Below are 22,140 nucleotides of genomic sequence, written 5' to 3'. Positions count from 1 at the left end.
GAAGAGTCCCGCTCAAGCCTTATGATCCCGCCCGGGGGAAAGGGGATCATCGAGCCTTGAGGACATGATCGTGAAGCAGGATGCCGTTACCGCCGATGTCTTCGGCCTTCGCCCCTTTTCCCTGACCTGGGCGCGCGAGGGCCTTCGGGCCGGCGAGGTGCCGTTCCTGGCCGACCTTCCCATCCGGGGGCGCCTCATTCTCCTGGTGGTCCTGGCCCTGGCCGCCGCCGTGGTGTTCGGCAGCGTCTACCTCGCCGCCGGACAGCGCATCGAGGCCATGCTCCAGGACCAGGATTCCTATCGCCGCCTCAACGATCTGGCCGGCGACGTGCGGGCCCGTTCGGCGGTGGCCCAGAACCTGATGGAGGTGTTTGCCCGCGAGCACGAGGCCGCCACCGCCGATTCCCTCAACCACGATCTGGAGCAGATCCGCGCCCGCCTGGACGCGGTGGCCGAACTGTCGGCCGGCGGCCCCATGGCCGAGGCGGTGGGCGAGGCCCAGGTGGGGGTCGAGGCCATTGCCCAGTCCTTCGCCCGTCTGGAGGGCGAGATGACCCGCCTGGGCCTGACGGCGCAGTCCGGGCTGCGGGCGCGTCTCACCGAGTCCGCCCGCGCCGTGGAACAGGAACTGGCCATGTGGCCGGCCTCGGCGCCGCTGTCGCTGGCGGTGACCAAGCTGCGTCTGGCCGAGCGCGATTTCATGCTGGACGGGCAGGGGGGCGCCTTGGGGCGGCATCAGGCCGCCCTGGGGCAACTGGACATGGCGCTGGATTCCTCGACGCTGCCCAATTCCACCCGCGACGACCTGCGGCGTCTCAGCATCGTCTATGGCAAGGATTTCCAGGCCTTCGCCGCCGGCGCCCAGTCGGTCAAGGGCGAACTGGCCGAGGTGCGGGCCGGGTTCCAGGCCCTGCAGCCAGTGATGCAGCGGGTGCTGGCCTTCGCCCGCGAAGGCATGGCCCAAGCCATCGCCGCCCAGGAGGCCGAGCGCCGCGCCACCGGCCGCCAGGTCGCCCTGGTCGGCATGCTGGCGGGCCTCTCCTTCCTGGCCGCCTGCCTGATCATCGCCCACTCCATCACCCGGCCGGTGCGCCTGATCCAGGACGCCATGGAGCGCCTGTCCCACGGCGACCACGCCGTCGCCGTGCCCGGCACCGGGCGCCGGGACGAAATCGGCGACATGGCGCGTGCCGTCGGCGTGTTCAAGGAGAACGCCATCGCCATGGTGCGGCTGCAAGACGAGCAGCATTCCATCCGGGCCAAGGCCGATGCCGCCAACCGCGCCCATCTGCTCTGTCTGGCCGAGGGATTCGAGCAGGCGGTGAAGAGCACCGCCGATCTGGTCGCCTCCAACGCGGTGGGTATCCGCGATACCGCCGAACGCATGACGTCGGGCGCCGACAGCGGCAAGAGCAGCGCGCTGGCGGTGGCCGAGGCGGCCCGCCAATGCCGGGCGACGGTGCGTTCGGTGGCCGAGGCCACCACCGAGCTGGGGGGCTCTGTGCGGGAAATCTCCACCGGGGCCGAAGGGGCCGCGGCCATCGCCCAGGACGCAGTGACCCGTCTTGCCGCCACCACCGGACGCATCCAGAGCCTGTCCGAGGTGGCCGGGCGGATCGGCCGGGTGGTGACCATGATCGAGGAGATTGCCCAGCGCACCAACATGCTGGCGCTCAACGCCACCATCGAGGCCCAGCGGGCGGGCGAGGCCGGCAAGGGCTTCGCCGTGGTGGCGGGAGAGGTCAAGCACCTCGCCCACCAGACGGCGCGCTCCACCCGCGAGATCGCCGCCCAGGTGGCGGAAATCCAGGGCGCGACCGCCGACACCGCCACGGCCATCGACGGCATCGGCGAGGCCATCTGGCGCATGGACCGCATCGCCGGCGAGGTGGCCGGCGCGGTGGTCCGCCAGCGCGAGATCACCGGCCGGATCGAGCAATGCGTCGAGGAGATGGACGCCGACGCCGCCGTGGTGGGCGACGGCGTCGCCTCGGTGACCCAGGCGGCGGTCCGCTACTGCGCGGCGGCCATCCGGGTGATCTGGGCGGCCAAGGACCTGGCGCGGCCCGCCACCGCGCTGAACCACGAGGTGGATTCCTTCCTGTCCACCGTCCGGCGCTAGATACGCACTTGCCCATGGCGGCCGGTTTGATAGGCTGGCCGCCATGAAAGTCTTCGGAATCGCCGGCTGGAGCGGCAGCGGCAAGACCACTCTGCTCGTCCGGCTGATCCCGGCCCTGGTCAAGGCCGGAATCAAGGTCGCCACCGTCAAGCACACCCACCACGACCCGGCCGTCGGCGACGAGGAGTGCCGGGCGCTGGCCCGTGCCGGCGCGGTGGAGACCGTCGTCGCCTCGCCGCATCGCCTCGCCCTGATTCACGAAATTCATCCGGGCGAGACCGAACCGCCCCTCGACTGGCTGATGAAACGCTTCGCCGGAATCGATCTCCTTTTGATCGAAGGCTATAAATGGGCCTCGCATCCTAAACTGGAAGTGTGGAACCCCTCCCTGGGCAAGTCCATGCTGGCGCCTGCGGAAAAAAGCATTGTCGCTCTAGCTTCGGACGAGCCGGTCAACGCCGTTTCGTTGCCGAGATTTCATCGCGATGATGTCGAAGGGATAGCGGCTTATATTTGCCAGTATTGCCAAATTTGATTTGTGATTATTTGTGGCAATTGAAGTTTTATCCATAAGAATAATACGCTGAGGCAAGGAAACTCCCAGAAAAAATGGGGGAAGCCCTCTCTTGCATCGGGTGTCGGCCTGATGCGGCGCGTTTATGCATTCCGATAGATTTCAACTTATGCTGATAAATCTCAATTACACCCGTGAGTGATATTTTAAACTCGCGAATATCTGTCATGCTCTTGCACATCTGGCGTTGCCCCCTGGGGCAAAGCATGATTAAAGTATTATGGGTTCTGGGGTTGCCGGCTGGCCGGGCTCGCCATTGGGGGCGGGGCGGTTGCCGGAGGGAAGATATGTTTCGCGTCGACTGTGTGACGCGGCTCCCGCGTGGGCAGGCCGAAGGGGTTCGGGCTGGCTTGGCGGATAAACTTTTTGGGGATTTTGTGCAATGAAGGTTCTTCTTGCCGACGATCATGCGTTGTTCCGTGAAGGGGTACGCATGGTTTTGGAAAGCCTGTCCGACGAACCGCTCGATATCATCGAGGCCAGCGATTTCAACCAGACGCTCAATCTGGTGCGCGGCGGCGGCGATATCGACGTGGCGTTGATGGATCTGTCCATGCCTGGGATGGACGGGTTTTCGGCCATCGGCGCGGTGCGTCGTTCGGCTCCCGATATCTATCTGGTGGTGGTTTCCGCGTCGGAGGATCCGCAGACGGTCCGAAAGGCGCTGGACAGCGGTGCCCACGGCTATATCTGCAAATCCGCCGGCAGCGCTTCCATGATGGCGGGCATCCGTTCGGTGCTGGCGGGCGACACCTTCGTCAGCCCGCATATCGTCGTGCCCGACGCCCTTCCGGTCGGGGGCGACATCAACGGCGAGCAACTGCATTCCCTGCTGACGCCGCGTCAGCGCGACGTGCTGGCCATGCTGCGCCAGGGCAAGTCCAACAAGGAAATCGCCCGTGATCTCAGCCTGGCCGAGATCACCGTCAAGCTGCACGTCACCGCCATCCTGCGGGCGCTGGGCTGCGAGAACCGCACCCAGGCGGCCATCCTTGCCGCCAAGATGGGCGTCTGACCCCGCATCAAGGCCAATGGCGGGCAGAAGGCCCGCCCCGTCCCACTTCCCGATCAGTCGACGATTCGCCCGTCCACCAGATGGATGCGGCGGTCGGCAGTTTGCGCCAGTTCGGCGTCATGGGTGACCACCACCACCGTTCGGCTCTGCCGGTGGGCGAGGTCGCGGAACAACTCGAACACCAGATGGGCGGTCCGGGTGTCCAGGTTGCCGGTAGGCTCGTCGGCCAGGATCAGCGGCGGGTCGTTGGCCAGCGCCCGGGCGATGGCGACGCGCTGCCGCTGGCCACCCGACAGCTGGTCGGGATATTTGCGCCGGTGATCGGCCAGTTCCAGCGAGTCCAGCAGCCCGGCGGCCCGCTGGCGGGCCTGGGAATCGCTTAAATTGCCCAGCCGGCGGATGGGGATCTCCACATTGGCCTGGCAGGTGAATTCCGGCAGCAGGAAGTGGAACTGGAAGACGAAGCCGATGGAGGCCAGGCGCAGTTCGGCCATGGCGTCGGGCGTAAGCCCGCCGGTTTGCCTGCCCAGCAAGCTGATGGACCCGGCAGTGGGGACATCGAGCAGCCCCAGCAGGTAAAGCAGCGACGACTTGCCCGAGCCCGAAGGCCCGGTTACCGCCACGAACTCGCCCCGTCCGATGGTCAGGTCGATATCCCTGACCAGGGTCACCGGCACCGGGCCGGGCAGGTCGCGGGTGACGCCTCTGGCTTCGATGGCTGTGTGTGTCACCCCGCCCCCCTGACGATGTCCACCGGATTGAGACGCGAGGCGCGGCGCGCCGGCACCCAGGCCGCCAGGGTGGCCGAGGTGATGGCCATGGCGGCGCTGATGGCGTAGTGGCGTGGCGTGCGGTAGAGCACGAAGCCCTGGGCCTTGACGAAGCCTTCCATCTGGAAATCCAGCGAGGCCATGAACTCGATCAGGCCCCAGCCCATCAGCCAGCCGATCACCGTGCCGATCAGCCCGACGATCAGGCCTTCCATGACGAAGATGCGGCGGATGTCCTTGTCCCGGAACCCCATGGATTTGAGGATGCCGATATCCCTGGTCTTTTCGAACACCACGGTGGAGATGACGTTGAAGATGCCGAAGCAGGCGACGATCAGGATGGCGCTGACCGTGGAATACATGATGGCGTTCTGGATGACGAAGATGCCCAGCACGTTGCGCGACTGCTCCATCCAGGGCTCGGAGCGGTAGCCGAAGCGGCGCTCGATCTCGGCGGCCAGCGGCCCGGCCTGCTCCACGTCGTCCAGCCGGAGATTGAGGCGGTTGATGACGTTGGGGCGGTTCTGGAGGATCTGCGCCTTCTTCAGCAAGGTATAGACCTCGAAATTGTCCATCAGGGTGATGTTGCTGCGGAAGATCCCGACCACCTTCATTTTCAGCATGACGCCCTGGGGCGACACCGCCGAGATCAGGTCGTCCTTGCGGATGCCGGCCTTGGCCGCCACGCCCTCGCCCAGGATGATGCCGTTCGACGTGGTGTAAAGGGCGTCCAGCGAGCCCGACAGCAGGTCCTTTTCCAGATGGGTGACGTGGCGTTCTCGTTCGGGCTGGATGCCGGTGACGTTGACCGAGACGTCCTTGCCGCCGAAGCGCAGCAGCAGGTTGCCCGACAGCGCCGGGGCCACGTGGACGCCGGGCATCTCTTCCAGGGTGGCCAGCATGTTGCGCGCCCCCCGGATGCCGCGCACCTCTTCCCGGGGCTTGAGGCCGCGCAGGGAAATGGCGCCGTCGGGATAGGCCCGCTCCACCGCCTGCCTGGGTGCGGCCCGCACCTCGTCCTTGACGATGATGTGGGGCTGGACGTCGATGATCCGTGCGATGAAGTCGCGCTGGAAGCCCTGCATCATGGCCGAGATGCCGATGAAGAAGGCGACGCCCAGCGACACGCCCAACAGCGAGACCAGGGTCTGGCGCCGCCGGTGGCGCAGGTGCTGGAGCGCGATGGACAGGCCGAGCGGCAGCACCCTCGCGGTCCCCCTATTTCACCCGGACGCGGTCGCCGGGCTTCAATCCGGCGGTGGGCGAGGCGATCACCGGCCGGTCGGTTTCCAGCCCGCCGGTTACCTCGACCATGGTGCGGCCGCGGATGCCGGTGGTGACGGCCACGGCGACGACCCGCCCATCCGCCACCGCCAGGGCGGTGTTGCCGTCCTTCAGCGCGGTAACGGGGAGCAGCAGGGCGTCCGCATGCTCGGCGGTGATGATGTTGATCTCGGTGGTCATGCCCACCAGCAAGGGCGTGTCGTCGGGCAGCATTACCCGGACGCGGAAGGTCTTGTTGACCGGGTCGCCCTTGGGCGTGATGCGGTCGACCCTGGCTTCCAGCACCCGTTCGGCGAAGGCGTCGGCCTTGATCAGCACCTTCTGGCCGATCTTCACCCGGGCGATGTCCTCCTCGTCCACCTCGGCGGTGATGCGCAGCGGGCGGGGGGCGCCCACCCAGAACAGGGCGTCCTTGACCTCGGCCAGTTCGCCGATCTCGCCGTCGCGCTTCAGGACCACGCCGTCCATGGGCGAGGTGACCAGCAGGTCCGAGCGCTTCTGCCGCGCCGCGTTGATGGCGGCGGTGATCTGATTGAATTCGCTGCGCGCCTTCTGGGTGGCCTCGGTGGAGCGGTAGCCCCGTTCGGTCAGCGCCGCCGAGCGGTTCATCTCTTCGCGCCAATAGGCGGCCTTGGCCTCCAGCTCGGCGATGCGGGCGCGGGCCTCGCGGTCGTCCAGGCGGGCCAGCGGCTGGCCCTCCTTCACCGAATCGCCCTCGGCGGCCAGGATTTCGGCGATGCGACCCGGCGCCACGGGGGCGATGCGCGCCCATTTCTCGGCCTCCACCGTGCCGGTGGCGTAGATGGCCTCGACCGCCGGGCCGCGCCTGGGCAATGCCAGACTCACCTCGGGCGCGGACATCCGCCACCACCACCAGAAACCGGCGGCGGCGAGGCCCGCCAGGATCAGCAGCAGCGGCAATTGGCGGAGCAGGCGCTTGGTCATTTAACCAGGGCCCGCAGGACGTCTTCCACCCCATCCCAGGCCCGATTCAGCTCGGCATCGGTGGTGCAGTAGGGCGGCAGCAGGTAAAGGACGTTGCCGAGCGGGCGCAGCAGCAGGCCGCGTTCCAGGAAGGCGGCCTTCATCTTCGGCCCAATGCTGGCCTCGTAGCCCTTGCCGCCGCCGACGACGTCGAGCGCCGCCACCGTGCCGGTCAGCCGGGTATGGGCGACGTTGGCAAGCGACTTTAGGCCGTCCAGGCGTTCGCGGTGGATGGCCTCGATCGCCTTGATGCGCTGCTGGCAAGCGGGGCCTTCCAGCAGGTCGAGGGAGGCCAGGCCGGCGGCGCAGCCGATGGGATTGGCGGTGTAGGAATGGCCGTGCAGGAAGGCCTTGGACAGGTCCTGGCCCAGGAATGCCTCGAAGATGCCGTCGCGGGCCACGGTCATGGACAGGGCCAAGAAACCGCCGGTCAGTCCCTTGGACAGGCAGATCAGGTCGGGCGTGATGCCCGCCTTGGCGCAGGCGAAGATGTCGCCGGTGCGCCCGAAGCCGGTCATCACCTCGTCGAGGATCAGCAGCGAGCCATGCTCGCGCACCTTGGCCTCCAGCTTGACCAGGAATTCGGGGCGGCACATGCGCATGCCGCTGGCCCCTTGGATCAGCGGCTCGATGATCACGGCGGAGACGTGGTCGGGATTGGTGGAGAACATCATGTCCAGCGCGTCCAGCGCCGCATTCTCCTTGGCCTCCGCCTCCGCGTCGCCATTCCAGGTGGCGGGGAAGGGCACGGTCCGGACCGGAAACAGCATCTCCTTCCAGGCGTTGAAATAGCCCGATGAATGCCCGGCCGACATGGCCCCGGCGGTGTCGCCGTGATAGCCGCCCTCGAAGGCGATGTAGGTGGTGCGGTGTTGGCCTTTGTTGCGCCAGTACTGGTGCGCCAGCTTCAGCGCCACCTCCACGGCGGTGGAGCCGTCGTCGGAATAGAACGCCCGGTTCAGATCGCCGGGCAGGCGCTGGCAGACCCGGGCGGCGAGGCGCGCGGCGGGCTCGTGGGTGAAGTCGGCGAAGATCACCTGCTCGAGGCGCCCGGCCTGGTCGGCGACGGCCTGGGCGATGGCCGGGTTGGCGTGGCCGTGCAGGTTGACCCACCACGACGACACCATGTCCAGGTACTCGCGCCCGTCGGCGGCGAAGATGGTCGCGCCCTTGGCGCCCAGCGCCAGGATGGCCGGCTTGGCGGTGCCAGCCTGGGTGAAGGGATGCCAGACATGGCGGGCGTCCAGCGCCCGAAGATCGTCATAGGACAAGGTCATGGTTCACCCGGACAGGAAAAGGTGGGCGGCGGCAGGCCGGCGATGGTGGCGGCGGTGATTGCGGGCAGGGCCTCGATCTCGGCCAGCACGCGGATGGCGCCGAAATGCTCGACGGCTTCGCGGTTGGCGGGGTTCTTCTGGCCGTTCATCACCACGCCCAGGATGGGCACGCGGCGGCGGCGCAGGATCTCCAGCGTCATCAGGGTATGATTGATGGTCCCTAAGCCCGAACGCGCCACCACGACGGCCGGCAGTCCCAGGCGCTCCATCAGGTCGACCATCAGCGCCGCCTCGTTGATGGGGACCATGACGCCGCCGGCGCCTTCCACCACCAGGGCGCGATCGGTGGCGGGCGGCACCAGGGAGGACAGCTCGATGCGGGTCTTTTCCCGCCGCGCCGCTTCGTGGGGCGACAGCGGCGCGGCCAGCACCACCGCCGAATCATGGATGCGGGCGGCGGGGGCGAGGCGGGCGACGGAGTCGAAATCGGTGCCCTGATTCGAGCCGGTCTGGATCGGCTTCCAGTAATCGGCGGCCCAGTGCTGGGCCAGCCAGGCCGAGACCAGGGTCTTGCCCACGTCGGTGTCGGTGCCGGTGACGAAGACGCCCCTCATACGCGGTAATCCAGCAGCAGAATGTCCCAGGTGACGGTGCAGGGTTTCCCCATGGCCTTGATGATGCGCCGGAGTTGTCCCGGCGGCAACGGGCGATGGCCGGGCTTGGGCGTCTGGGCGCCCAGCGCTTCTAAGGATTTGAGGAAGTCCCGCCCGTCGGCATAGTCCAGGGTCAGGGGCTGGGACTCCACCTGGGCACCGGCAAGCATGGCGGCCAGGGCTTGCGCTTCGGGATAGTCGGGCACGCCGGAGTCCAGGCCCAGCGCCCGGTGCGCGTCCTTCCACTGGGCGAAGGTGCCGGCGCCTAAGGTGACGAGCAGCAGCCGCCCGCCGGGGGTCAGCAGGGCGGCCAGCCGGGCCAGGGTGGCGGGCAGGTCGGCGAACCACTGGGCCGCCAGGGACGAGACGATCATGTCGAACGGCCCGGTCACGTGGGGGGCCTCGGCATCCATCACCGCGAAGGAGACCTCCGGCAGGCGGGTGGCGGCGGCCTCGACCATGGCGGGGCTGAGGTCGGTGGCGAGAATGCGCGATCCCGCGGGCAGGGCGGCGGCCAGACGGCGGGTGAGCAGGCCGGTGCCGCAGCCCAGCTCCAGCACGCTGACGGGGGCGGAAAGGCCCCCCAGCCGCTCCACCAGGGCATCTGCGGCCCAGACCTGGGCGCGGGCGGCGGACTCGTAGGTGGCGGCGGCGGCGGAAAACGCCCCGGCGATGGCCTTCTTGCGGCTCATGCCTCCAGCCTCGCGGCGAACAGGCGGACCTGGGACGCCACCCAGTCGGGATGGGTCAGCGGCAGCAGGTGCCCCGCGCCCTCGGCCAGCACCAGGGTCTCGGGGGCGAAGCTGGCCAGGCTCATGCCCCGGGGCACGATGGGATCATTGGTGCCGGCCAATGCCAGGACCGGGCAGGGCAGCATGCGAAGCGTGGTGCGTTCGTCGCACTGGCCCAGCCAGGCCAGCGTTTCCTTGAGCGGCTCGGGGGCGATGGCCGAGGCGTCGGGGTCCTCGATGCCGCAGCGGGCGAGGAAGTCGGCGGTCACCTGCTGCGGCGCTCCGTCGAAGCGGGCCAGCATGCGTTCCACCAGACGGGGCGGCACGCCGTCCACGAAATTGGGCGAGCGGGTGAAGCGGGGAAAGGCGTTGACCGCCAGCAATCCGGCCCAGGGCCGGGGAATGTTGGCCAGCGCCCAGGCCAGCCCCATGGAATGGGCCAGGATCAGCGGGCGCGGCACCTTGGGGCGTTTGGGGCGGCCATAGAAGCCCATATCGACGCAATCGCCCCTGAAATCGGGCAGCCGCTCCAGCACCGGCATCCAGAAGCCGGCATCGAAGCCCCAGCCGTGGACGGCCAAGAGCGGCGGGCTCACCGCACGGTCTCCATGCATTCGAGGATGGCGGCCAGCAGCCGCTCGATGTCGGCATCGGAATGGACCGCCGACAGGGCGAAGCGGATGCGGCTGGTGCCGGGTGGCACGGTGGGCGGGCGGATGGCGATGCCCAGCAGGCCGCGCGCCTCCAGCGCCCTGGCCATATCCAGCGTGCGGCGCTCGTCGCCCAGGACCAGCGGCACGATCTGGCAGGCCGAGGGGCCGGTGTCCAGGCCGGCGGCCCGCAACCCTTCGCGCAGGTGGCGGGCCATCAGTTGCAGGCGGGTGCGCTCGCCTTCCAGGCGCGGCACCAGATCCAGGGCGGCGTCGATGGCGCCCAGCGTGGCCGGCGGCAGGCCGGTGGCGTAGATCAGCCCCGAGGCGCGGTTGATCAGCAATTCCCGCAGGCGGGCCGAGCAGGCCACATAGGCGCCGAAGCTGCCCATGCCCTTGGAGAAGGTGCCCATGGCGATGTCGGCGCCCATGCCCGGCGACAGGCCGAAGCCCTGGGGCCCCAGCACGCCGGTGGCGTGGGCCTCGTCCACGTAGAGAAAGGCGTCCCAGCGCCGGGCCAGGGCGGCCAGCGCCGCCATGTCGGTGACGTCGCCGTCCATGGAGAACACCGTCTCGGTGACGATGAAGCGCGGGCCGGGCTTGCCGGCATGGGCGGCGAGCAGGCTTTCCAGGTGGTCGAAATCGTCGTGGCGATAGCGGTAGCGCCGCGCCCCCGACAGTTCCAGCCCGGCATGCAGGCTGGCGTGGATCAGCTTGTCGGCGAAGACCAGGGGCTCGGCCCCCCACAGGGCCTTGTCCAGCAGGGCGGGCAGCACCGAGGCGTTGCACTGCCAGCCGCTGGCCAGGATCAGGGCGGCCTCGGTCTGCTTGGCCCGGGCGATCTTGGCCTCCAGCGCCTCCATGGCGGCCAGATGGCCGGTGACGAGGCGCGAGGCGCCCGAACCGGCACCGAATTCGTTCAGCCAGCGCCGCGAACGCTCCACCACTTCCGGGTGGCGCGACAGGCCGAGATAATCGTTGGAGGAAAAGTTGACCAGCTCGCGCCCGCCGACCCGCACGCGGCCGGCGGGCAGGGGCTCGACCGGACGCAAGACCCGCTTGCGCCCGGCCTGGTCCAGGCCGTCGAGAAAGTGTCCGATGCTGTCGTCCAGGCCCATCATCACCGCGACTTGATAGAGGGTTTTCGCTCCTGTTGCAAAGGGCGCATGCGGGGGACTACATTGCGGCCCCCGCAAGGCATCATAAGAGGACATGGCGGTGACGGCTCAGGCAGCAGTTGACATGGCGGCGAAGGACGACGGGCTCCGGCACGACTGGAGCACCGAAGAAATCGAGGCGCTGTTCGCGCTTCCCTTCAACGACCTGATGTTTCAGGCCCAGACGGTGCATCGCGCCAATTTCGACGCCAACCGCGTCCAGGTGTCGCGCCTGATCTCCATCAAGACCGGGTCCTGCCCCGAGGATTGCTCCTACTGCCCGCAAAGCGCCCACTACGCCACGGGGCTGGAGAAGGAAAAGCTCCTGGCGGTGGAAGAGGTGGTCGAATCCGCCCGCAAGGCCAAGGACGAGGGCGCGTCGCGCTTCTGCATGGGCGCCGCCTGGCGCGGCCCCAAGGGCGACGATTTCGAGGTGGCGGTGGCCATGATCGAGGGCGTCAAGGCGCTGGGCATGGAAACCTGCGCCACCTTCGGCCTTCTGGACAAGTGGCAGGCCCAGCGCCTGAAGGAAGCCGGCCTCGACTACTACAACCACAACATCGACACCAGCCCGGAGCATTACTCCGAGGTCATCACCACCCGTACCTTCCAGGACCGCCTGGACACCCTGGACGTGGTGCGCGACGCCGGGCTGCACGTCTGCTCGGGCGGCATCGTCGGACTGGGCGAGACGCGGACCGACCGCGCCCGCATGATCCAGACGCTGGCCAACATGCCCAAGCATCCCGACAGCGTGCCGATCAACCTGCTGATCCCCATCCAGGGCACGCCGCTGGCCAATGCCGAGCGTCCCGATTCCTTCGACTTCATCCGCACCATCGCCGTGGCCCGCATCACCATGCCAAAGTCGTTCGTCCGCCTGTCGGCCGGCCGCGAAGGCATGACCGAGGAGATGCAGTCGCTGTGCTTCCTGGCCGGCGCCAATTCGGTGTTCTGCGGCCAGAAGCTGCTGACCGCCAAGAACGCCGCTCCGGGCCAGGACAAGAGCCTGTTCGGCAAGCTGGGCCTCAAGCCCATGTGACGTGCCGGGTGGGAGGCCACGCGCCTCCCACCCGTTTCGGCCGATAGTGATACGACATCATTCCGATATCGCTTTTGGCTGATTTTTCTGCTGTCATAAAAGTGCAACAATTCTTCCGTTCCCAGCCTTATGGAGGAACGGATGAATCCGCAGCATCTGGAAATCGCCATTCATCTCGGCAGCGCCTGGGCCGCCGGCAGCCTGGTCGGGGCCGAGCGCAGCTTTCACGGCCGTCCCGCCGGTTTCCGCACCCATGCGCTGGTCTGCGTCGCCTCCGCCCTGTTGATGCTGGTCACCATCTATCAGTGGGAATGGCTGGGCGTGGTGCCCATGGAGACGGTGCGCACCGATCCCACCCGCATGGCCCAGGGCATCATGACCGGCATCGGCTTCCTGGGGGCGGGGGTGATCTTCAAGGAAGGCCTGACGGTGCGCGGCCTGACCACCGCCGCCTCCATCTGGATGACCGCCGCCCTGGGAATTCTGTTCGGCGTGGGGTTCTATTACCCGGCGGTGGCGGCGACAGTGGTGACGGTGGCCACCCTGGCGCTGTTCCGCATGGTGGAATACCGCATGCCGTCGCAGTTCTACGCCCACCACCTGCTGCGCTTCGCCCGCGACAAGGCCATGCCCGAGGCCGAGGTGAAGGGCCTGATCGAAGGCCACGGCTTCACCATCTCCAACATGAGCTACCGCCTGTGCGAGGGCGGCTCGGTGTTCGAATACAAGATGGTGATCCGCACCGCTGACCGCGACAACGTGGAACAGCTGGTGGCCGGATTGCGCGGTTTGGGCGACGTGCTGGAGTTCCGGGTGTCGCCGACGGGCGATTGATTGGAGGCCCCCACCCCGACCCTTCCCAGCGACGCTGGGGGGAGGGTTGGGGAGGGGGCCCTTATCCTTACGCCTTCGGCCGCTTGTCGATCACGCGGCGGGCCTTGCCCATGGAGCGCTCGATGGAGTTGGGGGCCAGCACGTTCACCTTGGTGCTGATACCGATATAGGACTTGATGTGGTGCTGCAGGTCCTTGGACGCGGCCACCAGGGCGCTGTCGTCGTAGGGCTGGTCGGCACGCACTTCCACGTTGACCGTCACCGAGTCCAGATGGCCGTCGCGGGTGACTTCCAGCTGGTAGTGGGGCGCCAGGCGGTAATCCTTGAGGATCAGCTCCTCGATCTGGGTCGGGAAGACGTTGACGCCCCGGATGATCAGCATGTCGTCCGACCGGCCGGTGATCTTGCCCATGCGCCGCATGGAGCGCGCCGTGCCCGGCAGCAGCTGGGTCAGGTCGCGGGTGCGGTAGCGGATGATGGGCAGCGCTTCCTTGGAGAGGCTGGTGAACACCAGTTCGCCCATGGAGCCGTCGGGCAGCACCTCGCCGGTGTGGGGATCGATGATCTCGGGATAGAAATGGTCTTCCCACAGGGTCAGGCCGTCCTTGGTCTCGACGCATTCGCAGGCGACGCCGGGGCCGATCACTTCCGACAGGCCGTAGATGTCCACCGCCTCGATGCCCATGCGGGCCTCGATTTCCTCGCGCATGGCCCCGGTCCAGGGCTCGGCGCCGAAAATGCCCACCTGCAGCGGGCAGGTCTTGGTGTCGATGCCCATGCGGTCCATCTCGTCGGCGATGGCCAGCATGTAGCTGGGGGTGACCATGATCAGCTCGGGCTTGAAGTCCATGATCAGCTGGATCTGCTTTTCCGTCTGGCCGCCCGACATGGGGATGACGGTGCAGCCCAGGCGCTCGGCGCCGTAATGGGCGCCCAGGCCGCCGGTGAACAGGCCGTAGCCGTAGGAGACGTGGCACTTGTCCTGGCGGCGGCCGCCGGCGGCGCGGATGGACCGCGCCATGACGTTGGCCCACATGTTGATGTCGTTCTGGGTGTAGCCGACCACGGTGGGCTTGCCGGTGGTGCCCGAGCTGGCGTGGACGCGCACCACGTCATCCATGGGCACGGCGAACATGCCGAAGGGGTAGGTGTCGCGCAGGTCCGACTTGGTGGTGAAGGGGAACTTGGCCAGATCCTTCAATTCCTTGAAGTCGTCGGGATGGACGCCCTTGTCCTGGCACTTCTTCCGGTAGTGCTCGACATTGTTGTAGGCATGGGTCAGCGACCATTTCATGCGTTCGGTCTGCAGCGCGGAAATCTGGTCGCGGCTGGCGATTTCGATGGGGTCGAGCAGTTCCTTGGCCGGCGGAACGCGGCGATGAGCGGTCTTAGACATAAACATCCTCCCGAAGCGGCGGGACCCTCTGTCGGGGTCTCCGCCAGGACAGTTACAGGTTAAACTTTCTCGATGACCATGGCGATGCCCTGGCCGACGCCGATGCACATGGTGGCCAGAGCCCGCTTGCCGCCGGTCTGGGCCAGCTGCAGCGCGGCGGTGCCGACGATGCGCGCCCCGGTCATGCCCAGCGGATGGCCGAGCGCGATGGCCCCGCCGTTGGGATTGACGCGGGCATCGTCGTCGGCGAGGCCGAGCGCCCGCGTGCAGGCCAGGGCCTGGGCGGCGAAGGCCTCGTTGAACTCCATGACGTCGATGTCGGCCAGTGAGAGGCCCAGGCGGGCCAGCAGCTTGTTGGTGGCCGGCACCGGGCCGATGCCCATGACGCGCGGCTCGACGCCGGCGGTGGCCATGCCCAGGATGCGGGCGATGGGGGTCAGGCCATGGGCCTTGGCGGCGGCCGGCGAGGCGATCAGCAGGGCGGCCGCGCCGTCGTTGACGCCCGACGCGTTGCCCGCCGTGATCGAGCCGCCGGCGCGGAACGGCGCCTTCAGCTTGGCCAGGGTCTCGATGGTGGTCTCGCGCGGGTGCTCGTCATTGGCCACCACCACCGGGTCGCCCTTGCGGGCGGGCAGAGTGACGGGAGAGATCTCCTGGCCCAGGCGACCGTTCTTCTGCGCCGCCGAGGCCTTGGCCTGGGAGCGGAGCGCGAAGGCGTCCTGGTCCTCGCGGGCGATCTTGAACTGCTCGGCCACGTTCTCGGCGGTCTCCGGCATGGAATCCGTGCCGTAGGCCTTCTCCATCTGGGCGTTGACGAAGCGCCAGCCGATGGTGGTGTCGTAGATGCGGGCGTCGCGGGAAAAGGCGCTGTCGGCCTTGTTCATGACGAAGGGCGCGCGGCTCATGCTTTCCACGCCGCCGGCGATCATCAGCTCGGCCTCGCCGGTCATCACGGCCCTGGCGGCGTAGCCCACCGCGTCCATGCCCGATCCGCACAGGCGGTTAAGTGTGGTGCCGCCGATGGAGAAGGGCAGGCCGGCCAGCAGCAGGGCCATGCGCGCCACGTTGCGGTTGTCCTCGCCCGCCTGGTTGGCGCAGCCGTAGGCCACCTCGTCCAGCAGGTTCCAATCCAGCCCGGAATGGCGCGCCATCAGCGCCTTGATGGGGTGGGCGGCCAGATCGTCGGTGCGAACGCCCGAAAGCACGCCGGCGTAGCGGCCGATGGGGGTGCGGGTGTAGTCGCAGATCAGCGCTTCGGTCATCTATGGATTTCCTTCGACGATATGGCCTTCGAGGATGCGGCACTGGCCGCGGAACAGGGCGACCACCTCGCCGGTCTGGGTGGTGACGGTGCAGTCGTAGGTGCCGTTGCGGCCCTTGCGGTGAATTTCCCGGCATTCGGCGACCAGATGGTCGCCCGCCCGAGCGGCGGCGGGGTAGGTGACGGTGCAAGACAGCGCCACCGCCATCCGGTTATAGGCGTTGCAGGCGTGGGCGAAGGCGGTGTCGGCCAGGGTATAGGTGATGCCGCCGTGGCAGATGCCGACGCCGTTGAGCATGTCGCCGGTCACGGTCATGGACAGGCGGGCATAGCCCGGACGAATCTCGTCCAGCCCGATGCCCAGCAGGCGCGATGCGGTATCGCGCTGGCTGAACGCCTCGCCGACGCGCTCGGCCAGGGCCTGGCGCTGGCTGTCCTCGGTTGCCCTGTGGGGCATCGTGTTTCACTCCCGCGGGTCTATCGCCCAATTTGGTATCGTAATACCGAATTAACCGGGGGTGCGTCAATCGGCAGATAAAAGGTGGGCAGCAAATGGAAGGTGGGGACAAACGAAAGCATGTTTCTCTTCGTCTCGGGGGCATACCCCAAGGAAGTAGTTTTCCTTGCAACGATTCCAGTACCGCATTACCGTCAGCCCTGGTGCGCAAAGGGTATAAGGAAGGCGCGACGTGCTTGTTATAAAAGCCGTTATAAAGAAGGTTCTGGGTATCGTGTTCTCCGGAATGACGATGTCAGAAATCTTCGATCTATTCCTGCCCACCCGCCAGTCAGCCTTCGTCCAACGCCGCCGTTCGCTTCTGATCCTGTCGCGCGTCCGGCTGGTGGCGGCGACCTTCGCCGTGCTGACGCCGTTGTGGATTCCGGTCGACCTGATCATCTTCGAAACCACGCTGGCCATGTATCTGGCGGCGCTGCGCGTGATGGCGTCCATCGCCTTCGTGCTGCTGGCGCTGTCCTATCGCGGTTCGGACAGCGTGGCGGTGGCCCGCTGGGGGCTGGTGTGGCTGTTGACCATTCCCACCGTGTTCTTCCTGATCAGCCATCCGCTGCTGGCCCAGTTCGCCATCAACGATCCGGCGCAGCAGGTGATCGCCGCCGGCTACGCCTTCCTGCCCTTCGTCATGGTGGCGGGCCTGTCGGTGTTTCCCATCACCGCCCTGGAAGGCGCGCTGCTGGGTCTGCCGCTGGTGGTGGCCTATTTCCTGACCGGCGTTCTGGGGTATCAGTTGCTGCCCTTCGCGTCCCATCTGGGCGCCCAGTGGCTTTTGCTGCTGCTGGCCATGGTGGCGACCCTGTCGGGCATGAGCCAACTGCACTTCATGAGCCAGTTGGTGGACCAGTCGTCCCATGACGGCCTGACGCGGGCCTATAACCGCCGGGTGGGCGAGGAAATGCTGGTGCAGCAATTCGTCACCGCCATGCGCTCGAAGATTCCGCTGTCGCTGGCCTTCGTCGACCTCGACAACTTCAAGTCCATCAACGACAAGTACGGCCACGAGGAAGGCGACAACGCGCTGCGCGCCGCGTCCACCTCGCTGCGCAAGGTGCTGCGCCGGGGCGACATCCTGATCCGCTGGGGCGGCGAGGAATTCCTGGCGGTGATGCCCAACACCGATCCGGCGGGGGCCGCCATCGCCGTCGCCCGTCTGCGCTCGGCCGGCCTGGGCATGCGTCCCGACGGACGGCCGTTGACCGCCTCCATCGGAGTGGCCGAGCGCATCGCCGACGGCACCGAAAGCTGGAACGAACTGGTCGAGCGCGCCGACCACCGCATGTACGCCGCCAAGCAATCGGGCAAGGACCGGGTGATCGGCTGCGGCGACGTGCTGTTGGCCGAAACCGCCGCCTGACCGCCCGGTTCCCGGATCAGCCCAGCTCGAAGATCCCCTCGATCTCCACCGCCACGTCCAGCGGCAGGGACGGCGCGCCCACCGCGACGCGGGCGTGGCGGCCGGCCTCGCCCAGCACCTCCGCCATCAGGTCCGAGGCGCCGTTGATCACCTTGGGCTGGTCGGTGAAGGCGGGCGTGCAGGCCACGAAGGCGGTCAGTCGCACCAGGCGCCGGATGCGCTCGATATCGCCGCCGGAAGCGGCGCGGGCCTGGGCCAGCAGGTTGATGGCGCACAGCCGCGCCGCCCGGATGCCGTCCTCGATGGAAACGCTGTCGCCCAGCTTGCCGGTTACCGCCAGCTTGCCGTTTTCCAGCGGCAACTGGCCGGAAATGAACACCAGGTTGCCGGTCTGCACGAAGGGCACGTAATTGGCCACGGCGGCCGGCGGGGTGGGCAACTCGATGCCCAGCTGCTTCAGGCGTTGGCTGATGGGGCCGCTCATTCTCCGCTCCTGACAGGTGGTGGTGGGGCGGACAGACTATCGCCTGCCGACCCGCCTGTCATCCACGCCTGCGTTGCCGGCATGGGGCCATGCAATCATGGGGATTGTTGCGGCGCACAATGGTTCCATATGCTTCTTGAAGTCATTCAAGAGCAGGTGTCCCATGTCCCTTTCCCCCACCGTCCGGCCTTGCGCTCCCTCTCCGGTGTCCGAGGGCCGCACCCTCCTGGGTCTGGCCGCCAGCTTCCTGGACAGCCGCATCGTCGCCCCCCTGGCCCTGCATATGGAGCGGGCCCGCCTGCGCGATGAACTGGCCGGGCTGGATCATCGCGAGCTGAAGGATATCGGCATCAGCGATATCGACAGCTTCGTGGCCGGCTGGCGCCCCAACGCCTGATCAACTGGCCCGGTCAGCGAGCTTGAGCCAGCCAGGACTCGATGTCCTGGCGGCTGAGGGTTCCGGTCCGGGATTCCCGTTTGCCCGAGGCCGAGACCAGGATGGTCAGGGGCAGTTCGCCCCGCCATTCGCGGTCGATCTCGAAGCGGAGCTTCTCGACGAAGGAATCGGCGAAGCCCCAGCTTTCCACCTTGTCCAGGCCGGCCCGTTTCAGGGTGCGTTCCACCTTCGGCGTGTCCTCGGGCGGGTCGGTGGTGACCAGGACCACGTCCATGCCGGCGTTCCTGGCGGTCTCGCGCCATTGCGGCAGTTCGGCGAGGCAGGGGGCGCAGGTCAGGGACCAGAAATGCACCACCAGCGGCCGCCCGGCATGGGCCTGCAGCAGAGTCTGCCACGATCCGCGGAGGAAGGGGCGGGGGTCGGCCGAGGCGGCAGCCGGCGCCATGGACAGCAGGACCAGGATCGCCGCGACAACTCTGTTCAGCATGGATTCTCCGTTCGCCCCCTTGCTTGGGGCGGACCCTAATTGTGGCAGCGGCCCCCCGGCGTTGACAACGGTCAAGGCCGTGACGTTTCGTCACTGTTGATCACCTGGGGGGCGGCGTGCTTCAATTCGCCCGCTCTGTTGGGGAGATGACGTGCATGTGGTTCAGATCGGTAAGAGGCGGTATCGCCGCCGTCGCCCTGTTATGCCTGGTGGGAGCGCCGGCACGGGCCCGCGATCTGGTGGTGGGCGTCGAAGCCATCGACTATTCCCCGGTCTACGGCGTCATCGACGGCCAGTTCAAAGGGGCGGCGCGGGAGATTCTCGACGCCTTCGCCAATGCGGGGGGGCATCGGCTGACGTTCCAGGCCCTGCCGGTCAAGCGGCTTTACGCCGAGCTGAACCACGGCGGCATCGACCTCAAATTTCCCGATTCGCCCGATTGGCAGCCGGCCCTGCGCCAGGGGCGGACCACCGCGTTTTCCAAGCCGGTGATCCATTACATCGACGGAACCATCGTCCGGCGCGAGGTGCTGTCCCAAGGTCCGGAAGCCATTCACAGCCTGGGCACCATCGCCGGCTTCACGCCCTTCGCCTGGGGCGAGCGCCTGAAATCGGGCGCGGTGGAGCTGAAGGAGAATTCGTCGTTCGAGCAATTGCTGCGCCAGGTCCATACCAAGCGCGTCGACGGCGCCTACTGCAATGTGGCGGTGGCCCTCAACGCCGCCGATTCCATTTCCGGTCTGGCGGGAAACCTGGCCTTCGCCCCCAATCTCCCCCATGCGGCCGACAGTTACCGCCTGTCCTCGGTCAAGGCCCCCGAGATCGTCGCCGAGTTCGATGAATGGCTGGGCAAGAACGCCCGCCTGGTGGCCGAGATCATCGCCCGGACCGGGGCGGAGCGGGGAGTCAGGTAGGCGCCATTGGGGCCGGAAGGCTGAACCGCACCACCCCGCCCGACGGCGAGGGCTCGACGATGACGCGCCCGCCATGGGCGCGCAGGATGGCCCGGCACATGGGCAGGCCCAGGCCGGTATGGTCGGGGGCCCGGCCGTGGGTCACCTCGAAGACCTCCAGGACCTTGTCGACGATGCCGGGATCGAAGCCCGGACCGTTGTCGCTGACCGTGAATTCCCAGCAATCGTCGCCGCGAACGGCCGAGAGGCTTACGGCCGGCGGAACGCCTGGGCGGGCATGGCGCAGGGCGTTGTCGAACAGCTCGTCCAGCACCTGCGAGATCATCCGTTTGTCAGCGATCAGGGCGGGCAGGGGGGAAAGGTCGATCCGCGCTTCGGTTCCTCCCCGTTCCAGGGCCTTGGCGCGGGCCTGGGCGGCAAGCTGGGCCATGTCGCAGGTTTCCAGCCTGGGTTCCTCGGTCAGGGCGGCCACGTAACGCTGGAAATCGCGCAGCAAGGCGCCGAGATGCGCGGTTCCCTCGGTGATGGAGGCGCACCATTCCATCAGTTCGGTCTCGTCTGCGGCGATTCGCCGCTGGATGCGCTGGGCGCTGATGGCCATGGGGCGCAGCGGTTCCTGCAGGTGGTGGGCGGTCACCATGGCCAGGCGCCGCAATTCGCCATTGGCCTCCTCCAGCTTGATCGCCCGCGTGTCGGCCAGTGTCTGGGCGGCCTCCAACCTGGCATTGCTGCGCGAGACCTGGGCGTAGCTTTCGTGCAGGTTGACGGTGAGCGCGTTGAACGAATCCACCAGCTCGGCCAGTTCGTCGCGCCGCCCCCGCCGGGCCAGTTTCAGCGGCGGCGAATCCGCCTCGGTGCCCATGGTGCGGAAATGGGCGGCGATGGCGGTGATGTGGCGGGTCACCACCAGATGGACGATGTAGAAGATGAAGGCCGAGACGATCAGCGTCTTGATGAATTGCGACAGCAGGATCAGCGCCACCCGGTCGGCCAGGCGGGCGTAGACGCCGTCCAGGCTGGCCGTGGCGACCATGACTCCCAACTGCCGGGTTCCCCGCTCGTCGGTGCGGGTCAGCGGCATGGTCCGGCTGATGACGTGGGCCCCGGCCGGGTTTCCCATGGCCAGGACGATGGGCGAGCGCAGGCCCTCGCCGATTTCCCGGACCTCCAGGGACCGCATGTCGGGCAGCCGCAGCAGGCCTTCCAGCTGCAGCCGCAGATACTCTGTGTCCACGTTCCACAGGCTGACGGCGATGCTGTCCAGACTGCCGCGCTCGATCTCGTTCAGGCGGCCCTCGATGGCCACCACGTCGCGGTGGTAGTCCACATAGAGCTGGGCCGCCGTAGAAATCAGGGTGATCAGGGAGCTGAAGCCCAGAATCAGAAGCAGCAGCCGGGTCGCCAGCCCTGTCCTGCGTCCGGATGCGGCGAGGCCGACGGAGTCCCGCATCAGTGATAATCCCGGCTGGCCTTGATGCGCTCGATGCTGCCGTCGGCGATCATGGCGCGGATGGCGGCATTGATCGCCGGCATGACCTCCAGGCGGCGCGATCCCTTGGCGCACTGGAAGCGAAGCAGCATCTGGGTCAGCTCCAGGCTCTCGCCCAAATGCCGGGCCAGCCCGTTCTGCTCCGCCAAAAAGGCGATGGTCGGCAAGGCGCCCGCCACGGCGTCGACGCGGCCATGGGCCAGTTTGTTGAGGCCCTGGAGATAATCGGTGTCGTATTGCCGGTGGACCGAATCGTCGCCATCGAAGCGGGGCCCGAGCGGCAGGCCACGCAGCACCGAGACCGACAGGCCGCGCAGATCCTCATGGGAGCGCAGGCGCAGGCCCGTGCGGGCGATCACGCCCACCGGATGGCTGGAGATCGCCTCGCCCTGAACCATGAACGGCGCCCATTGCTCGTTCCAGATCAGGATGGTGCAGTCCTGGCGGCTGGTCTCCAACTCGCGGGGGATGCGGGCGAAGGGCTGAAGCTCGATCTGGATGTCCAGGCCGGTCCGCCGGCTCAGCTCGGCGACGATGTCCGGAAACACACCCTCCGCCTTGCCGGATTTCGGCTCGACACTGGCCCAAGGCGCGGTGTCGATGGTGACGAAGCGAACCGGCTCGGCTGCCGCCGTTCCTCCCAGGAACAGGCACAGGGCCAGGATCGCCATCAATCTGGCGGCATGAACCGACATTGCTCCATCCCCACTCGGTCCCGCATCGCCTCCAACGATGACGGAGGACCGAT

Annotated in this window: 23 protein-coding genes; 8 read left to right on the top strand and 15 right to left on the bottom strand. The window is 67.5% G+C overall.

Annotation, left to right across the window (positions count from 1 at the left end):
- Window positions 1-64 precede the first annotated feature (64 nt).
- From XM1_RS16535 to XM1_RS16525, 3 genes are all read left to right on the top strand, one after another.
- Complete coding sequence (locus tag XM1_RS16535; protein WP_068435387.1) at window positions 65-2,122, top strand: methyl-accepting chemotaxis protein; 2,058 nt, start codon at window positions 65-67, stop codon at window positions 2,120-2,122.
- Between the two features lie 43 nt (window positions 2,123-2,165).
- Window positions 2,166-2,657 carry a molybdopterin-guanine dinucleotide biosynthesis protein B gene (gene mobB, locus XM1_RS16530; protein WP_068435385.1) on the top strand — a complete coding sequence of 164 codons (492 nt, stop codon included), beginning with the start codon at window positions 2,166-2,168 and terminating at the stop codon, window positions 2,655-2,657.
- 421 nt (window positions 2,658-3,078) lie between these two features.
- Window positions 3,079-3,711, top strand: coding sequence for a response regulator transcription factor (locus XM1_RS16525; RefSeq protein ID WP_068435384.1), 633 nt, complete (start codon window positions 3,079-3,081; stop codon window positions 3,709-3,711).
- A gap of 53 nt (window positions 3,712-3,764) precedes the next feature.
- On the opposite strand, the gene XM1_RS16520 is transcribed toward XM1_RS16525, so the two are convergent.
- Genes XM1_RS16520 through XM1_RS16485 form a run of 8 tightly spaced genes read right to left on the bottom strand, consistent with a single transcriptional unit; the run spans window position 3,765 to window position 11,181 of the window.
- A complete protein-coding gene (locus XM1_RS16520) occupies window positions 3,765-4,442 on the bottom strand; it encodes an ABC transporter ATP-binding protein (protein WP_068435383.1) in 678 nt (225 codons plus the stop codon).
- Entirely contained in the window at window positions 4,439-5,686 is a 1,248-nt protein-coding gene (locus XM1_RS16515) for an ABC transporter permease (protein ID WP_068435381.1), read from the bottom strand. The genes XM1_RS16520 and XM1_RS16515 overlap by 4 nt, the downstream gene beginning before the upstream one ends.
- Before the next feature lie 13 nt (window positions 5,687-5,699).
- Window positions 5,700-6,710: an efflux RND transporter periplasmic adaptor subunit gene (locus XM1_RS16510; RefSeq protein WP_068435379.1), complete on the bottom strand. Its 1,011-nt coding sequence runs from the start codon at window positions 6,708-6,710 to the stop codon at window positions 5,700-5,702.
- The gene (gene bioA / locus XM1_RS16505; protein WP_068435377.1) at window positions 6,707-8,026 is read right to left on the bottom strand and encodes an adenosylmethionine--8-amino-7-oxononanoate transaminase; all 1,320 of its coding nucleotides are present in this window, start codon (window positions 8,024-8,026) and stop codon (window positions 6,707-6,709) included. Before bioA ends, XM1_RS16510 begins: the two co-directional genes overlap by 4 nt.
- The gene (gene bioD, locus XM1_RS16500) at window positions 8,023-8,640 is read right to left on the bottom strand and encodes a dethiobiotin synthase (protein WP_068435375.1); all 618 of its coding nucleotides are present in this window, start codon (window positions 8,638-8,640) and stop codon (window positions 8,023-8,025) included. The genes bioA and bioD overlap by 4 nt, the downstream gene beginning before the upstream one ends.
- Entirely contained in the window at window positions 8,637-9,371 is a 735-nt protein-coding gene (locus XM1_RS16495) for a methyltransferase domain-containing protein (RefSeq protein WP_068435373.1), read from the bottom strand. Before XM1_RS16495 ends, bioD begins: the two co-directional genes overlap by 4 nt.
- The gene (locus tag XM1_RS16490) at window positions 9,368-10,006 is read right to left on the bottom strand and encodes an alpha/beta fold hydrolase (RefSeq protein ID WP_068435371.1); all 639 of its coding nucleotides are present in this window, start codon (window positions 10,004-10,006) and stop codon (window positions 9,368-9,370) included. Before XM1_RS16490 ends, XM1_RS16495 begins: the two co-directional genes overlap by 4 nt.
- Window positions 10,003-11,181 carry an 8-amino-7-oxononanoate synthase gene (locus XM1_RS16485; protein ID WP_082700566.1) on the bottom strand — a complete coding sequence of 393 codons (1,179 nt, stop codon included), beginning with the start codon at window positions 11,179-11,181 and terminating at the stop codon, window positions 10,003-10,005. The genes XM1_RS16490 and XM1_RS16485 overlap by 4 nt, the downstream gene beginning before the upstream one ends.
- Window positions 11,182-11,302: 121 nt before the next feature.
- Here XM1_RS16485 and bioB point away from each other — a divergent pair, with 121 nt between their 5' ends.
- Window positions 11,303-12,259 (top strand): biotin synthase BioB, encoded by a 957-nt coding sequence (gene bioB / locus XM1_RS16480; RefSeq protein ID WP_068435370.1) that lies wholly within the window; start codon window positions 11,303-11,305, stop codon window positions 12,257-12,259.
- 141 nt (window positions 12,260-12,400) lie between these two features.
- Window positions 12,401-13,093 carry an MgtC/SapB family protein gene (locus tag XM1_RS16475; RefSeq protein WP_068435368.1) on the top strand — a complete coding sequence of 231 codons (693 nt, stop codon included), beginning with the start codon at window positions 12,401-12,403 and terminating at the stop codon, window positions 13,091-13,093.
- A gap of 67 nt (window positions 13,094-13,160) precedes the next feature.
- Here the strand turns inward: XM1_RS16475 and paaK are convergent, their stop codons facing one another.
- From paaK to paaI, 3 genes are read right to left on the bottom strand one after another with little or no spacing between them, the layout of a single operon-like run.
- A complete protein-coding gene (paaK, locus tag XM1_RS16470; protein WP_068435366.1) occupies window positions 13,161-14,489 on the bottom strand; it encodes a phenylacetate--CoA ligase PaaK in 1,329 nt (442 codons plus the stop codon).
- Between the two features lie 59 nt (window positions 14,490-14,548).
- Window positions 14,549-15,751, bottom strand: coding sequence for a 3-oxoadipyl-CoA thiolase (pcaF, locus tag XM1_RS16465; RefSeq protein WP_068435365.1), 1,203 nt, complete (start codon window positions 15,749-15,751; stop codon window positions 14,549-14,551).
- Entirely contained in the window at window positions 15,752-16,207 is a 456-nt protein-coding gene (gene paaI / locus XM1_RS16460; protein ID WP_068435364.1) for a hydroxyphenylacetyl-CoA thioesterase PaaI, read from the bottom strand.
- 286 nt (window positions 16,208-16,493) lie between these two features.
- Here paaI and XM1_RS16455 point away from each other — a divergent pair, with 286 nt between their 5' ends.
- A complete protein-coding gene (locus XM1_RS16455; RefSeq protein ID WP_068435362.1) occupies window positions 16,494-17,621 on the top strand; it encodes a diguanylate cyclase in 1,128 nt (375 codons plus the stop codon).
- Between the two features lie 16 nt (window positions 17,622-17,637).
- On the opposite strand, the gene XM1_RS16450 is transcribed toward XM1_RS16455, so the two are convergent.
- Window positions 17,638-18,105, bottom strand: a complete 468-nt coding sequence (locus XM1_RS16450; protein WP_068435360.1) for a RidA family protein — start codon at window positions 18,103-18,105, stop codon at window positions 17,638-17,640.
- A 163-nt stretch (window positions 18,106-18,268) separates the two neighbouring features.
- Here XM1_RS16450 and XM1_RS16445 point away from each other — a divergent pair, with 163 nt between their 5' ends.
- Window positions 18,269-18,502 (top strand): DUF1127 domain-containing protein, encoded by a 234-nt coding sequence (locus XM1_RS16445; RefSeq protein ID WP_231920552.1) that lies wholly within the window; start codon window positions 18,269-18,271, stop codon window positions 18,500-18,502.
- A 13-nt stretch (window positions 18,503-18,515) separates the two neighbouring features.
- On the opposite strand, the gene XM1_RS16440 is transcribed toward XM1_RS16445, so the two are convergent.
- Window positions 18,516-18,989, bottom strand: a complete 474-nt coding sequence (locus tag XM1_RS16440; protein ID WP_068435353.1) for a thiol-disulfide isomerase — start codon at window positions 18,987-18,989, stop codon at window positions 18,516-18,518.
- Between the two features lie 155 nt (window positions 18,990-19,144).
- On the opposite strand from XM1_RS16440, the gene XM1_RS16435 reads away from it, so the two are divergent.
- On the top strand, window positions 19,145-19,903 hold the full coding sequence (locus tag XM1_RS16435) for a transporter substrate-binding domain-containing protein (RefSeq protein WP_068435351.1): 759 nt from the start codon (window positions 19,145-19,147) through the stop codon (window positions 19,901-19,903).
- Here the strand turns inward: XM1_RS16435 and XM1_RS16430 are convergent.
- Together XM1_RS16430 and XM1_RS16425 are read right to left on the bottom strand one after the other, a co-directional pair.
- Window positions 19,896-21,353: an ATP-binding protein gene (locus XM1_RS16430; protein ID WP_068435349.1), complete on the bottom strand. Its 1,458-nt coding sequence runs from the start codon at window positions 21,351-21,353 to the stop codon at window positions 19,896-19,898. The genes XM1_RS16435 and XM1_RS16430 overlap by 8 nt on opposite strands.
- Complete coding sequence (locus XM1_RS16425) at window positions 21,353-22,087, bottom strand: ABC transporter substrate-binding protein (protein ID WP_068435347.1); 735 nt, start codon at window positions 22,085-22,087, stop codon at window positions 21,353-21,355. Before XM1_RS16425 ends, XM1_RS16430 begins: the two co-directional genes overlap by 1 nt.
- Between the last annotated feature and the right edge of the window lie 53 nt (window positions 22,088-22,140).

The organism is Magnetospirillum sp. XM-1 (genome assembly GCF_001511835.1).
Lineage (GTDB): Bacteria > Pseudomonadota > Alphaproteobacteria > Rhodospirillales > Magnetospirillaceae > Phaeospirillum.
This window is presented reverse-complemented; position numbering and strand designations above follow the sequence as displayed.